Source organism: Paenarthrobacter histidinolovorans (assembly GCF_014647595.1).
GTDB lineage: Bacteria > Actinomycetota > Actinomycetes > Actinomycetales > Micrococcaceae > Arthrobacter > Arthrobacter histidinolovorans.
This window is the reverse complement of sequence record NZ_BMPM01000004.1, coordinates 209,842-224,357: the sequence shown is the minus strand read 5'-3', so window position 1 is coordinate 224,357 and position 14,516 is coordinate 209,842. Positions and strand designations below refer to the sequence as shown.

13 protein-coding genes are annotated in these 14,516 nt (G+C 61.8%); 4 read left to right on the top strand and 9 right to left on the bottom strand.

Going from position 1 to position 14,516, the window contains the following annotated elements; all coding sequences use genetic code 11:
• Positions 1-33: 33 nt before the first annotated feature.
• From IEY62_RS11740 to IEY62_RS11720, 5 genes are all read right to left on the bottom strand, one after another.
• The gene (locus tag IEY62_RS11740) at positions 34-435 is read right to left on the bottom strand and encodes a cytochrome c oxidase subunit 4 (protein WP_189017823.1); all 402 of its coding nucleotides are present in this window, start codon (positions 433-435) and stop codon (positions 34-36) included.
• The gene (ctaD, locus tag IEY62_RS11735) at positions 432-2,153 is read right to left on the bottom strand and encodes an aa3-type cytochrome oxidase subunit I (protein WP_189017820.1); all 1,722 of its coding nucleotides are present in this window, start codon (positions 2,151-2,153) and stop codon (positions 432-434) included. The genes IEY62_RS11740 and ctaD overlap by 4 nt, the downstream gene beginning before the upstream one ends.
• A 10-nt stretch (positions 2,154-2,163) precedes the next feature.
• A complete protein-coding gene (ctaC, locus tag IEY62_RS11730; protein ID WP_018777685.1) occupies positions 2,164-3,033 on the bottom strand; it encodes an aa3-type cytochrome oxidase subunit II in 870 nt (289 codons plus the stop codon).
• Positions 3,034-3,216: 183 nt separating this feature from the next.
• Positions 3,217-3,606 carry a HesB/IscA family protein gene (locus IEY62_RS11725; RefSeq protein WP_189017817.1) on the bottom strand — a complete coding sequence of 130 codons (390 nt, stop codon included), beginning with the start codon at positions 3,604-3,606 and terminating at the stop codon, positions 3,217-3,219.
• Positions 3,607-3,767: 161 nt separating this feature from the next.
• Positions 3,768-5,201, bottom strand: a complete 1,434-nt coding sequence (locus tag IEY62_RS11720) for a dipeptidase (protein ID WP_189017814.1) — start codon at positions 5,199-5,201, stop codon at positions 3,768-3,770.
• 114 nt (positions 5,202-5,315) lie between these two features.
• Here IEY62_RS11720 and IEY62_RS11715 point away from each other — a divergent pair, with 114 nt between their 5' ends.
• Positions 5,316-5,909 (top strand): DUF3043 domain-containing protein, encoded by a 594-nt coding sequence (locus IEY62_RS11715; RefSeq protein ID WP_189017811.1) that lies wholly within the window; start codon positions 5,316-5,318, stop codon positions 5,907-5,909.
• Between the two features lie 61 nt (positions 5,910-5,970).
• Here IEY62_RS11715 and IEY62_RS11710 read toward each other — a convergent pair whose 3' ends face one another.
• Complete coding sequence (locus IEY62_RS11710; protein ID WP_189017808.1) at positions 5,971-7,050, bottom strand: quinone-dependent dihydroorotate dehydrogenase; 1,080 nt, start codon at positions 7,048-7,050, stop codon at positions 5,971-5,973.
• Between the two features lie 68 nt (positions 7,051-7,118).
• On the opposite strand from IEY62_RS11710, the gene IEY62_RS11705 reads away from it, so the two are divergent.
• Genes IEY62_RS11705 through IEY62_RS11695 form a run of 3 tightly spaced genes read left to right on the top strand, consistent with a single transcriptional unit; the run spans position 7,119 to position 10,978 of the window.
• Positions 7,119-8,801 carry an FAD-binding dehydrogenase gene (locus IEY62_RS11705; protein ID WP_189017805.1) on the top strand — a complete coding sequence of 561 codons (1,683 nt, stop codon included), beginning with the start codon at positions 7,119-7,121 and terminating at the stop codon, positions 8,799-8,801.
• Between the two features lie 9 nt (positions 8,802-8,810).
• Positions 8,811-9,911 carry an alpha/beta hydrolase gene (locus tag IEY62_RS11700; RefSeq protein ID WP_189017802.1) on the top strand — a complete coding sequence of 367 codons (1,101 nt, stop codon included), beginning with the start codon at positions 8,811-8,813 and terminating at the stop codon, positions 9,909-9,911.
• Entirely contained in the window at positions 9,908-10,978 is a 1,071-nt protein-coding gene (locus tag IEY62_RS11695; RefSeq protein ID WP_189017799.1) for an alpha/beta hydrolase, read from the top strand. Before IEY62_RS11700 ends, IEY62_RS11695 begins: the two co-directional genes overlap by 4 nt.
• A 15-nt stretch (positions 10,979-10,993) precedes the next feature.
• Here the strand turns inward: IEY62_RS11695 and IEY62_RS11690 are convergent, their stop codons facing one another.
• The 3 genes from IEY62_RS11690 to leuA all read right to left on the bottom strand — a co-directional run bounded on the left by IEY62_RS11690 (position 10,994) and on the right by leuA (position 14,397).
• Positions 10,994-11,818, bottom strand: a complete 825-nt coding sequence (locus tag IEY62_RS11690; protein WP_189017796.1) for an isoprenyl transferase — start codon at positions 11,816-11,818, stop codon at positions 10,994-10,996.
• A gap of 2 nt (positions 11,819-11,820) precedes the next feature.
• A complete protein-coding gene (recO, locus tag IEY62_RS11685; RefSeq protein ID WP_189017794.1) occupies positions 11,821-12,573 on the bottom strand; it encodes a DNA repair protein RecO in 753 nt (250 codons plus the stop codon).
• Between the two features lie 84 nt (positions 12,574-12,657).
• Positions 12,658-14,397 carry a 2-isopropylmalate synthase gene (leuA, locus tag IEY62_RS11680; protein WP_189017792.1) on the bottom strand — a complete coding sequence of 580 codons (1,740 nt, stop codon included), beginning with the start codon at positions 14,395-14,397 and terminating at the stop codon, positions 12,658-12,660.
• Positions 14,398-14,516: the final 119 nt, after the last annotated feature.

Here is a 14,516-nt window from a genome sequence, read left to right as displayed (position 1 = left end):
GTGGGGCCCATCCTTATTGCTATTCAGTAACTGCTAGTGGGCGTGGTCGCCGCGGCTGTATTCGAAGACCCAGCCGATCAAGGCAACGATGGCCAGGCCGCCGGCCACGTAGGTCACCCAGAAACCTACGGCCAGGCCGAGGAATCCACCTGCACAGGACAGGCCGAGAACCAGCGGCCACCAGCTCCAGGGGCTGAAGTGGCCCTGCTCCCCCGCGCCTTCGTGGATCTCGGCGTCAGGACGGTCCTCCGGGCGCATTCCGACGCGCTTGCCGGTAAAGCCAAGGTAAGCACCAATCATGCCTGCCAGGCCGCCAACGAGCAGGATGCCGAGCACGCCAACCCACTCGGACCATTCGGTGAGGAAGCCGTAAGCAATTGCTACGGGTACGAAGAAGAAGACTCCGGCTCCGAAGAGCCATGATTCAATTTTCATTTGCTGACGTCCCTCTGGTCGGCGTTACCCAGCACTGCTGCTGCGGGTGACGGAGCCTCGGCGGTGTGCACCTGGGCCAACTCCGGGTGGTGGAGATCCAGGGCCGGGCGTTCGGAGCGAATACGGGGCAAGGAAGTGAAGTTGTGGCGCGGCGGCGGGCAGGAAGTAGCCCACTCCAGCGAAGCACCAAAGCCCCACGGGTCGTCCACTTCAACCTTCTTGTCGCTGCGCCACGTGATGTAGACGTTCCAGAAGAACGGAAGCAGTGACGCGCCGAGGACGAAGGAGGAAATGGTGGAGAACTGGTTCATCCACGTGAAGTTATCCTGCGGCATGTAGTCGGCGTAGCGACGCGGCATACCTTCAACACCCAACCAGTGCTGGATCAGGAACGTGCCGTGGAAGCCGAGGAACAGCAGCCAGAAGTGGATCTTGCCGAGACGTTCGTTCAGCATCTTGCCCGTCCACTTGGGCCACCAGAAGTAGAAGCCGGCGAACATGGCGAATACGACTGTACCGAACACCACGTAGTGGAAGTGGGCAACCACGAAGTAGGAGTCGGAAACATGGAAATCAAGCGGCGGTGATGCCAGGATGATGCCCGTCAGGCCACCGAAGAGGAATGTCACCAGGAAGCCGATGCTCCAGAGCATTGGAGTTTCGAACGTGATGGATCCTTGCCACAAGGTACCGATCCAGTTGAAGAACTTCACGCCCGTCGGCACTGCGATCAGCATGGTCATGAAGGCGAAGAACGGCAACAGCACGGAACCGGTCACGTACATGTGGTGGGCCCACACGGTCACGGACAGAGCTGCGATGGCAATCGTGGCGTAGACAAGGCCCTTGTAGCCGAAGATAGGCTTCCGGCTGAAGACCGGGAAGATCTCGGAAACGATGCCGAAGAACGGCAGGGCGATGATGTACACCTCGGGGTGGCCGAAGAACCAGAACAGGTGCTGCCAGAGGACGGCACCGCCGTTTTCGGGATCGAAGATGTGCGCACCAAAGCGGCGGTCAGCGCCGAGGGCAAAGAGGGCCGCAGCCAGCGGCGGGAAGGCCATGAGGACAAGGATCGCCGTCACCAGGGTGTTCCAGGTGAAGATCGGCATACGCCACATGGTCATGCCCGGGGCGCGCATGCAGATGATGGTGGTGATGAAGTTGACGGCACCAAGAATTGTGCCGAACCCGGAGAGAGCGAGTCCGAAGACCCACAGGTCACCACCGACGCCCGGACTGAATGTCGTGTTCGACAACGGCGCATAGGCGAACCAACCGAAGCTTGCAGCACCCTGCGGGGTGATGAAGCCGGACACGGCGATGGTGGAGCCGAAGAGGAAGAACCAGAATGCCAGGGCGTTCAGTCGCGGGAACGCAACGTCCGGGGCACCGATCTGCAACGGCATGATGACGTTGGCGAAGCCAGCGAATAGAGGAGTTGCGAACATGAGCAGCATCACGGTGCCGTGCATCGTGAACATCTGGTTGTACTGCTCTTTGGTCTGCAGGATCTGCATGCCAGGCTCGAACAGTTCTGCACGGATCAAGAGCGCCATGACGCCGCCGAGGCAGAAGAACACGAAGGACGCAATGAGGTACATGTACCCGATGGTCTTGTGGTCCGTGGAGGTGATCCAGTTGACGACAATGCGTCCCTTGGATTTAGGAACTACGGGAGCCTCAAGGGTCCCGGCGGATTGAGTGTAAGTAGCCACGTCGCTCCCCTTACTTTTCGTTCAGGTTCGGATTGCGGTCGTATTCCGCACCGAGCAGGCCCGTGTTGCCATCCTGGCGGAGCTTGTCCATGTGGGCCTTGAACTCAGACTCGGAGACAACCTTGACGCGGAAGAGCATTTCGGAGTGATATTCACCGCAGAGTTCGGCGCACTTTCCATCGAAGGTGCCCTCCTTGGTGGGAGTGAAGCGGATGTAGTTCGTCTTGCCGGGGATCATGTCGCGCTTCTGAAGGAAGGCGGGAACCCAGAAGGAGTGAATGACATCGCGGGAATTCAGCTCCAGGTCCACGGACTTGCCAACCGGCAAGTACAGGGTGGGGAGCAGTTCCTTGTCCACCTCGGCGCCCGTCAGGTGAGCCTGAACGCCTGCTTCGTGGAGGTCCTCGGAAATGACCTGGCCCTGCTTGTAGTTGAAGTCCCAGGCCCACTGCTTGCCGCGGACATCAACAACGACGTCTGCAGGCTGTGAGCGATCATCGATCGCGCGCTGGTCCTGGTCGGTGAAGTAGAAGAACACCAGCACCATGAACAGCGGGATGGTCAAGTAGAAGACCTCGAGCGGCAGGTTGTAGCTGAGCTGCTTGGGGAATCCCGTGGTGCCCTTACGGCGACGGTAAGCAATGATGCACCAGACCAGGAGGCCCCACGTGATGATACCGACTGCCAAGGCGGCGATCCATGAGTTGACCCAGAGGTCCATGATCCGGTCAGTGTGGTTGGTCGTGCCGCGCTCTGTAGGCAGCCAACCCTTCTCTACCTCTGGTGAACATCCGGTCAAAACCAACGCGCCGGCGAGTGCCAAGCCAGTGATCGAGGTGATCTTTATGCGTCGGCTGCCGGTTCGGTTCTGCGAACTCACAGACGGCCCTTCCTCTTGTTGCTGTCTCCCGGCAGGCCGAAGGCTCACCGGGCACACTAAAAGTTTTACTACCCGATGTAGAGCTTACCGCTATCAGGCGGTTTTCGCGCACATGTCAGCGCCGTGGCTCCGAACGCTTTCAAAGCGGCCCGGAGGGGCGCCGACATGCGGCGATGGCTCACATCAGTGGAACGAATCACCGCAGGCGCAAGACCCGCCGGCGTTCGGGTTGTCAATGGTGAAGCCCTGCTTCGAAATGGTGTCTTCAAAGTCGATGCTTGCACCGCTGAGGTAAGGAACACTCATCTTGTCCACGATGACCTCGACACCGTCGTAGTCACGCACAGCGTCTCCGTCGAGCATCCGCTCGTCAAAGTAGAGCTGGTAGATCAAGCCGGAGCATCCGCCAGGCTGGACTGCAACGCGCAGCCGAAGATCGGTGCGGCCTTCCTGTTCGAGGAGGCTGCGGACCTTGCCTGCTGCGACGTCGGTCAGATTGACCTCGTGCGTGGGCAGCTCGTCATTGGTGACGACCTGTGTTCCGGTGCTGTTTTCGTTGGTTGCAGTGCTCATTGGCCTACCTTCTTATGAAGCTTCTGGCGGCGGCGCCGGGACGCTGCCTGCCCTTACCCAATTACATACGGGTTATAGCTAATGCTACGTCGCGCAGACGCTTTGCTATAACTCCAGACGTAACCACTGACAGCATTTCCTTGTTCCCGGCCGGACTGGGACTAAGCCCCCAGCCCCTCGGCGTTCAGACGCGCAAGCATCAACGCTTCAGCCAACACTGCGTGGCGGAAGTCGCCGATGTGCAGGGATTCGTTGGCACTGTGCGCGCGGGAATCAGGATCTTCCACCCCGGTTACCAGGATCTGGACGTCCGGATACATTTCCAGGAGGTCGGCAATGAAGGGAATGGATCCGCCGATTCCCATTTCAACGGGCGTGACGCCCCAGGACTGTTCCAAGGCCCACAAGGCGACGCGGGCCGCGGATGATGAGGTGTCGGTGGAGAAAGCATTGCCGCGCTCCCCCGGCGTAAACGTCACCTTGGCTCCGAATGGTGCGTTCGATTCAACGTGGTTCTTCAAAGCGTCCATGGCGGCCTCGGGGTCCTGCCCGGGAGCAAGGCGCATGCTGAATTTGGCCCGTGCCGCCGGAATCAACGTGTTGGAGGCGACATCGACGGACGGTACATCCATGCCGATGATGGAAAGCGCGGGCTTGGTCCAGAGGCGCGAACCGATAGTCCCGCCGCCGGCGAGCCGAACGCCGTCGAGCACTGAAGCATCGGCGCGGTAGTCCTCTTCGGTGAGGTCGACCACCACGTCATCACGTCCCACCAGCCCGGCGACTGCCACATTGCCGTCGTCGTCGTGCAGGGTGGCGATAAGCCGCGACAGAAGCGTAGGGGCGTCCAGGACCGGACCGCCGAACATGCCCGAGTGGACGGCATGGTCCAGGACACGGACTTCGAACGTGCCATCCACCAGGCCGCGGAGGCTGGTGGTCAGGGCGGGAACTCCCACTTTCCAGTTGCTCGAATCGGCCACCACGATGACATCCGATCGGAGAAGCTCCTGATGTTCTTCCAGGAAAGCGCGGAAGGTCGGCGAGCCGGCTTCTTCCTCGCCCTCGAAGAAGAAGGTCACGCCGAGACCGAATTTTTCGCCGAGGACTTCACTGACAACGCTGTAGGCCGCCAGGTGTGCCATGATGCCCGCTTTGTCATCGGCAGCGCCGCGTCCGTACAGGCGCCCGTCGCGTTCTTCCGCCACGAAGGGTTCAGAGGTCCACAGGGCCCGGTCCCCCGGCGGCTGTACGTCGTGGTGGGCGTACAGCAGGATGGTGGGCTTTCCGTCTGCGGCGGGTCGACGGGCGACGACGGCAGGACCGCCGGGGGTACCGTCTGCTTTGCTGCACCTCAGGATCCGGACGTCCGGCATGCCGGCAGCCTGGACCAGGGAAGAGACCGCCTCGGCGCTTCGATCGAGTTCCTTGGGATCGAAACTGGGCCAGGCAATGCCGGGGATGGACACCAGGTTCTTGAGGGAATCCATGGTGGAGTTGAAGGCTTCGTTGACCGCCGCGGCCAGTGCCTCGACCGGGATGTCGCCGGAGTGCTGTTGCTTGTTCTGCGGGGTGTCCGCATGCGCTGAAGTCATGGCCCACACTTTACCTCCGGGTAACAAGCCACGCCGGACCCAAGGCACGGCCGACCAGACCGTTCACCTCGGACGAGGTAACGTACGCCACCTTGCCGAGGGTATTCTGTATGGGTGTTCGGACGTAAAAAGGAAGAGCCCAGCGCTCAGTCAGTAGTAGACCAGGCCTACGCCACCGCCCCGGGACCGGGTGCCGGTAAGGGCACCCCTACGCCCAAGCGGAAGGCCCAGGAAGCAGCCCGGAAACGCCCCCTGGTGCCCACCGACCGCAAGGCCTCGAAGGCTGCGGAAAGGGTGGCAATCCAGGACCAGCGCCAAAAAATGCGCCAAGCCCTGGACACCGGTGATGAGAAGTTCCTCCCCCTGCGGGACAAGGGACCCCAGAAGCGGTACGTGCGCGACTACGTTGACGCGCGTTTCAGCCTGGGCGAATACCTCATGTTCGGAGCTTTGTTGTTCGTGGTGATCTCGCTGATCATTCCGCCCACCAGCGCTGGCATCAGCTACGTCCTTGTGGGCTTCTGGATCATGTTCCTTGCAGTCTTCGTTGACGTTTTCATTCTGTCGCGCAAGCTTCGCAAGCAGCTGACCGCCAAATTCGGCGAAGTTGAACGCGGATCCATCTGGTATGGCTGCATGCGTGCGCTCCAGTTCCGCAAGCTTCGCCTGCCCAAACCCCAGGTGAAGCGCGGCCAATACCCGGCCTAGCCGCCCCGCCATTCAAAAGAAGACCCCGGACCACTGGTCCGGGGTCTTCTGCATTGGCGCCTTAGCGGGATACTCCCTTGCGGAGCTTCACCAAACCCTTGTTGATGCGGGAAACCCAGAACGGACCTTCATAGAGAAAGGCCGTGTATCCCTGCACCAGGTTTGCTCCCGCATCCAGTCGGTCCTGCACGTCGCGGGCTGTCTCTACGCCCCCAACAGCTATCAGCACCAGTTGCTCCCCGACGGCTTCCTTGAGTCGACGCAGGACTTCCAGTGAGCGCTGCTTAAGCGGAGCCCCTGACAGTCCACCCGCACCGAGGCTTTCGACTTTCGACGAATCGGATGTGAGCCCGCCCCTGGAAATCGTGGTGTTGGTGGCGATGATTCCGTCGAGTTTGAGATCCAGGGCCAGACGGGCCACATCGTCAATATCTTCATCGGACAGGTCCGGAGCGATCTTGACGAGCAGCGGAACGTGCCGCCCCGCAGCCTCATCAGCGGCGTCGCCCACTGCCCTCAGCAGCGGGCGCAGGGTCTCCACGTTCTGAAGCAAACGGAGTCCGGGCGTGTTCGGCGAACTGACGTTGACCACCAGGTAGTCGGCCGCCGGAGCCAGGGTGCGCGCACTCACCAGGTAGTCCTCAGTGGCGTCCTCGAGTTCCACCACCTTGGTCTTGCCGATGTTGACGCCGATGATCGGCCGGTTGCCGGGGTACAGCCTTTGTAAAGCAGCCCGTGCCGACTTGAGCCGCGGCGCAACTGCTGCGGCGCCGTCGTTGTTGAATCCCATGCGGTTAATGACCGCGCGGTCCTCGATCAGGCGGAACAGACGGGGCTTGTCGTTGCCCGGCTGCGCTTGACCGGTGATGGTACCCACTTCCACGTGGCCAAAGCCGAGGTCGGCGAGGGCCTCTATTCCGTGGCCTTCCTTGTCGAAGCCGGCGGCCAAACCGAAGGGCGATGGGAAGGTGAGGCCCAACGCCTCAGTCCTCAAGGAGGCATCAGGCGCAGTCAGCCTGGCAAGGATCCGGCCGGCACCTGAACGATGGGCAAGCCGGATTCCCTGGAAACCGATCTTGTGGGCCTTCTCGGCATCCATCCAGGAGAAGGCCAACTTGAAGAATGTGGGGTAAACACGCATGGTCCTAGTTTTGCCGTTCGTGGACATCTCGCCAAACCCGTGACCATGGAAGCCGCTAGCATGTACGCATGCCGCCGGTTGATAGTGACGCACATCATGGACATCCGCCAATCACTGCCGACATCGCAGTGGTTGGCGCGGGTTTGTCGGGGCTCGTGGCCGCTGCCACAGCATATGCCGCCGGCAAGAGCGTAGTTGTCCTGGACCAGGAGCCGGAGGCTTCGGTGGGTGGGCAGGCTCACTGGTCCTTCGGTGGACTCTTCATGATCGACACACCGGAGCAGCGCAGGCTTGGCGTCAGGGACAGCACGGAGCTTGCGCTGTCCGACTGGCTCGCCTCCGCCGCTTTCGACCGGCCCGCCGATGTGCAGGCGCGGGCCTGGGCGGAGGCCTATGTTGACTTCGCGGCCGGCGAGAAAAGGACTTGGCTCAAGAGCCTTGGTGTCGGCATCTTTCCCTTGGTGCAGTGGGCGGAAAGGGGAGGTTACGGACCCCAGGGGCATGGCAACACAGTGCCCCGCTTCCACGTTACGTGGGGAACAGGGCCGGCGCTCGTGCACCCTTTCCTGGCCAAGGTGCAGGAGGGCGTAGCGGCAGGCAAGGTGCGGATGTGTTTCAGGCACCGCGCCACAGCCTTGACGACGACGGCCGGTAGGGTCACCGGGGTGTCCGGCCAGGTTCTGGAACCGTCGACGGCGGGGCGGGGCCAGGCATCGTCCCGGGTCGCCGTCGGTGACTTCGACGTCACGGCGGGGGCGGTGGTGGTGACTACCGGCGGGATCGGCGGCAACCACGATGTTGTCAGACAGCAATGGCCAGGGGGAAACGCCCCAACGGCGATGCTCAGCGGCGTGCCTGCGTCAGTGGACGGCGAGTTCCTTCCTGCCGTGGCGACAACGGGCGGTTCGTTGATCAACGGTGACAGGATGTGGCACTACCCGGAGGGAATACGCAATTATGAGTCCGTCTGGCCACAGCATGGCATCCGTATCCTTCCGGGTCCATCGTCCTTGTGGCTCGACGCCACCGGCACCCAGCTGCCCGCCCCGCTCTTTCCTGGATTCGATTCCTTGGGCGCCTTGCGCCACATCGTCGCAAGCAACCACGGATATTCCTGGTTCGTCCTGAACTGGACCATTGCACTCAAGGAACTGGCCTTGTCCGGGTCGGAACAAAACCCGGACCTGACCGGCAAGGACTTGCGCCTTTTGGCTTCACGCCTGAAACCCGGCGCCGACTCCCCCATCCAGCGGTTCCTGGACAGAGGTGAAGACTTCGTCCGGGCCGACTCGGTGCGGGAGCTCGCCGCAGCGATGAACAACCTGACCGGGAACCCATTGATCGATGCCGGGTCCTTGGAGGCCTTGGTCCAAGCACGTGACCGCCAAGTGTCCAGCGGCTTGGGAAAGGACCCCCAACTCGCAGCCATCAGGGCTGCCCGGCGTTTCGCCACGGACAAATTGATGCGCGTCGCGCCCCCGCACCGTTTGACGGACCCCGCACACGGCCCCTTGATTGCCATCCGCCTGTCCGTGCTGACGAGGAAGAGCCTTGGTGGTCTCCACACGGATCTGAAATCCAGGGTGCTCAGTAACGATGGCCAGGCCATACCGGGTCTCTACGCCGCCGGGGAGGCGGCAGGGTTCGGTGGAGGCGGAATCCACGGGTACCGGGCCTTGGAAGGAACCTTCCTTGGGGGTTGCCTCTTCACCGGAAGGGCCGCTGGGCAGGAAGCCGCCGCCAGTGTCTAAGCTAGGGCCATGGAGTGGACCCCTGACATCCTGGGAAAGGACTTTCTATCCTGCAGTTTCGAGTCTGCGGGGCCTGACGGCGTGGTCCGCCGTGCCACTCTGATCCGGCACCGGGCGGAACTGGCTGCCCCGCCGCATGATGGTCCAGGTGCCGGAAACGCACCCTATGGTGCCGTGCTGTTCCTGCACGGTTGGAGCGACTACTTCTTCAACACGGAGCTTGCCCGGTTCTGGGCTGGCCAGGGTTTCGACTTCTATGCCTTGGACATGCACAACCACGGACGAAGCCTTCAGTCGGACAGCCCGGGTGGATACGTCGCTGACTTGACCTACTACGACGCTGAGATCAACGAAGCCATGGATCTCATCCGTGCTGACCGTGCAGGCTCCCCTCCGGGCAGTATGACCTTGATGGGGCATTCGACCGGTGGCCTGGTTGCCGCCCTATGGGCCAGCCGCCACCAGGGTGATATCCAGTTCCTGGTCCTCGACAGCCCATGGCTTGAAATGCACGGGAACTCACTGGTTCGCCGCGCCGTCCACACCATGCTGGGCCCTCTGGCCAAACTTCGGCCTGAGACCGTTCTCAGATTGCCGGAGAGAGGCTTCTACTTCCGAAGCATCAGCAGCAGCGCCGAGGGTGAATGGGCGCTGGACGAGAAATACCGGCCCCCGATGGCCTTCCCGGTCCGGGCTGGATGGCTGAGCGCCATCTTCGCGGGCCATGCGCAGGTATCCCATGGGCTGAACCTGCAGATGCCGGTTTTGGTCCTTACGTCAGCGGCCAGCGCTAACGGCATGGTGTGGCAGGAGTCGATGCGTCGCTCCGACGCCGTGCTTGATGTCGGCATCATCGCTCTCCGGGCAATGGCGCTGGGCCGGACTGTCACTCTGGAAAGAATTGATGGCGGCCTTCACGATGTCTTCCTCTCGGCACCCGCTGTGAGGCAGGACGCGTACGCACGGCTGGCCCGCTGGATCTGCGGGTACATGCGCTACCGCGCTCCACAAAGCGGCGCGCTGGAACACCCGGCCCGTGAACATCAACCCAAGGAACATCAAGCCAAGGAACATCAAGCCAAGGAACATCAGCAAGAGGGGGACGCATGACGGGCACAGGTAAAGCCGGACCACGGTGGAGACCGGATGTACTGGGCCACAACTACGAGTGTCTGGACTTGCCCCTGGGGGAAGATGAAGAGGGCCCGGTGAAAGCCACCCTTGTGCGGCATTCTCCACCCATTGGGGACACAGCCCCTCACGGAATCCTCGACTTCCTGACAACCTTCGCCAAGAGGAAGCGCCGCACTCCGCACGAATCCGGCGGGGCACCCCGCGCAGTGCTCTACCTTCACGGTTGGGCAGACTACTTCCTCCAGACCGAATTGGCCGAGTATCTCAGTGCCTCAGGTTTCCTGTTCTATGCCGTGGACCTGCGCAAATTTGGCAGAAGCCTGCTTCCGGGACAAACACCGGGCTACACCTCGGACCTGGGCGTCTACGACGAAGACTTGTCGGCAGCCCTCCGGGAGATTGAAGCGGACGTGGCAGAGCGGACCAACAACACTGCTCCGCCCACCATCCACGTGATTGCCCACTCCCTTGGCGGGCTCATCGCAGCGCTCTGGGCCAACCGCAATCCCGGCAAGGTTGGCACCCTGGTCCTTAACTCACCCTGGCTGGAACTCCAGGGCAGCAGCCTCGTCCGCAGCATCGCCATGCACTTGGTGGAACCCTTTGCCCGGACCGACCCGAAACGTCCGTTCCGCTTCCCGGAAATGCCGGCGTACTGGGAGAGCGTCAGCAATGAGGCTCACGGCGAATGGATGCTTGACCCGGTGTGGCGTCCGCGGACGTCGTTTCCCATTCGAGCCGGCTGGACCAAAGCCGTCCTCGCAGGGCATGCGGCAGTGGAGCGCAAGCTGAACATTGACGCTCCTGTCCTGGTTCTCCTATCGGGTCGCACCAGGATCCAGGCCGAATGGACCACGGACCTTATGCGTGCAGACGCAGTCATCGACGTCGAACAAACCTCCCGCCGCGCACTGGGCCTGGCCCGGCGGACGGCAGTGTTCCGGTATCCGGGTGCGCTTCATGACATCTTCCTGTCACGCCGCACCGTCCGGCAACAGGCTTATCGTGACGTGGCCGTCTGGCTGGCCGCGTACCCGTATTGAATTAACCCAGGCGCACTAATTGGTGGCGGGCGCAGCATCGACTGCACCACCGTAGCGCCTGTCGCGCTTGGCATAGATTTCGACGGCGTCCCACAGGGTGCGCCTGTCCACATCCGGCCACAGGGTGTCCATGAAAACAAATTCCGCGTAGGCGGATTGCCACAGCAGGAAGTTGGAAAGGCGCTGCTCCCCCGAACTCCTGAGGAAGAGATCGACATCCGGGAGATCAGGTTCGTCCAGATACTTCTGTATCGTCTTTTCCGAGACGGAGCCTGGCTTGAGCCGCCCTGCTGCGACGTCCTGGGCGATAGCGGACACGGCGTCGGCAATCTCGGCCCTGCCACCGTAGTTAACACACATGGTCAAAGTGCAGGTGTCGTTGCCGCGGGTGTATTCCTCAGCCTCTTCCAGCTCCTTGATGACCGAACCCCAGAGCCGGGGCCGCCGGCCTGCCCACCGGATACGGACGCCCCAGTCGTCGAGCTGGTTCCGCTGGCGTCGTAGCACGTCCTTGTTAAATCCCATGAGGAAGCGGACTTCTTCGGGCGAACGACGCCAGTTTTCCGTCGAAAACGCGTAGACGCTGACGTATTTGATGCCCAGTTCGATGGCTCCGGCCATGACATCCAACAGGGCAGGTTCTCCGGCCTTGTGGCCCTCGATCCGGGGCAATCCACGTTGATTTGCCCATCGACCGTTGCCGTCCATGACAATGGCCACGTGCTGCGGGATGAGCTCACTCGGAATTCTTGGCGGAACTGCACCGGAGGGATGCCCGTACGGAGCCACGACCGGCGCGTTCCTTGCCGCTGTTGTCTTGCTTTTCTTTCCAAGTGCCACTGTCAGCTTCGCTCCACATGTTTGAGTGATTTCAACGCCCGTTCCAAATGCCATTGCAGGTAGCTCGCCACCAGGCCAGCAGCCTCCCTGCGGTGCCGCGGGTCGGAAACGTCCGCGACCTCCCAGTTACCCGTCAACAACGCGCCCAGAAGCACCACGGTCTCAGCTGCCGGCGCCGGAGAACCGGGTGGCCGGCAGTCCCCGCACACCATCCCACCTACCGGGGCAGCAAAAGCCGTGTGGGGTCCGGGTCGACCGCAGCGTGCACAGGCCGTAAAGCTGGGAGCCCAACCTCCCGTGGCCAACGCACGCAGAAGATAGGAGTCCAGGATCAGCTCCGGTGGGTGGTCCGAACGGCTCAGGGCTGCCAGTGCACCTACAAGAAGGTTGTATTGGGCGGTGCCCGATTCGGTGTCCGCGTCGGTCAATTTCTCGGCCGTCTCCGTCATGGCAGCAGCTACCGTAAATCTGCCGTAGTCGGCGGCGATGCTGCTTCCGTAGGCACCTTTCGCCACCGCTTGGGTGACGATGTCCAGTGTCCGACCCGAAACCAGTTGGAGGTCGGCGACCATGAACGGCTCCAGCCTGGCTCCAAAGCGGCTGCTGGTCCTTCGGACGCCCTTGGCCACGGCGCGTACCTGCCCGTGGTGCTTGGTCAGCAAGGTAATGATGCGGTCCGCCTCGCCCAGCTTGTGGGTACGGAGGACCACGGCATCGTCCCGGTAGGACCGGGCTGCAAACGACGGATTGGCCACATCTAATCTTCGCACTATGCCCGGACCCGGTACGGTTGCCGGACCGTGTGGTGACAGAGTTTCCTGTCACCACACGGCTGGTGCCTAGTCCTGGGCGTCCCGGACTGCCCTGTTCACGGCGGAGATCAGTGCCTTGAGGGACGACGTTGTGGTGCTGGGGTCGATTCCCACGCCCCACAGGACACGCTCTCCAACGGCACATTCAACATAGGCGGCGGCACTGGCGCTGCCACCCTCAGACAATGCGTGCTCGCTGTAGTCGAGAACCCGGACGTCCACGCCGTCCTGGTGCAGTATGTCCAACAGAGCCGCGATGGGACCGTTGCCATGCCCGGTGCGCCGAACCTCGGCACCCTCGATACGCAAGTTCGCATTCATGGTCATCGCGCCGGATTCATCGGTCTCGGTGCTCACACTGCCCAAGGTGTAGCGGCCCCACTGGGCTTGCTCTTCATCAGAGGGCAGGTATTCATCCTGGAAGATCTGCCACAGCTGGGACCCGCTGACTTCGCCACCCACAGCGTCCGTGCGCCGCTGGATAACACCGGAGAATTCGATCTGGGCACGCCGCGGCAGGTCCAGGTTGTGCTCATTCTTCAGCAGGTAGGCAACGCCACCCTTGCCGGACTGCGAGTTGACGCGGATAACGGCCTCGTAGCTGCGTCCCAGGTCCTTGGGATCGATCGGCAGGTAAGGCACCTGCCAGGTGAAGTCGTCCACCGGCTTCCCGGCCTCGGCAGCGTCCTTCTCGAGGGCCTCGAAACCCTTTTTGATGGCGTCCTGGTGTGAACCCGAGAAGGCTGTAAAGACAAGGTCGCCACCATAGGGAGAGCGTTCGGGTACAGGCAACTGGTTGCAGTACTCAACTGTCCGGCGGATTTCGTCAATATCGGAGAAATCGATCATGGGGTCAACACCCTGGACAAACATGTTCAGCCCCAGCGTGACCAGGTCCACGTTGCCCGTGCGTTCACCGTTGCCGAAGAGGCATCCCTCAATCCGGTCCGCGCCAGCCAGGTAGCCGAGTTCGGCTGCCGCAACACCCGTGCCGCGGTCATTGTGCGGGTGGAGCGAAATGATGATGCCTTCGCGGGGGTGCAGGTTTCGGTGCATCCACTCGATGGAGTCGGCGTAAACGTTCGGCGTAGCCATTTCCACTGTGGCAGGCAGGTTGATGATGACCTGCTTGTCGGCGGAGGCCTCAAAGACATCGGCGATGGCGTTGCAAACACGTGCTGCATACTCGAGCTCGGTTCCCGTGAAGGACTCCGGCGAGTACTCGTAGGTGATGTGCGTGTCGGTCAACGTTTCTTCGTATTTTTTGCAGAGACGCGCACCCTGCAGCGCGATATCCAGAATGCCGTCTTCGTCCTGGTTGAAGACGACCCGGCGCTGCAAGACAGAGGTGGAGTTGTACAGGTGGACGATCGCCTGCTTGGCCCCAACCAATGACTCGTAGGTCCGTTCAATCAGGTGTTCCCGTGCCTGGGTCAATACCTGGATGGTGACGTCCTCGGGAATGTGTCCGCCCTCGATGAGCTGACGGACGAAATCGAAATCCGTCTGCGATGCCGAGGGAAAGCCGACCTCGATTTCCTTGTAGCCCATCTTGACCAGCAGCTGGAACATCTTCAGCTTGCGTGCCGGGCTCATCGGGTCGATCAGTGCCTGGTTGCCATCGCGCAGGTCAACGGCGCACCAGCGCGGAGCTTTGGTGATGACCTTGTCCGGCCAGGTGCGGTCAGGGACCTCGACCGTGATCTGGTCCTGGAACGGCAGATAGCGGTGGGTGGGCATACCGGAGGGCTTTTGTGCATTACGCATGACGTGTGGCCTTTTCTCTAAGAACTGAATGAAAGCTTAGCCGGACACAACGAAACTCCGCGGCGAGGATGGCCCAGCGTCAGATAGCTTTCAGGCCTCGCCGCGGCAGCTAAGAAGAA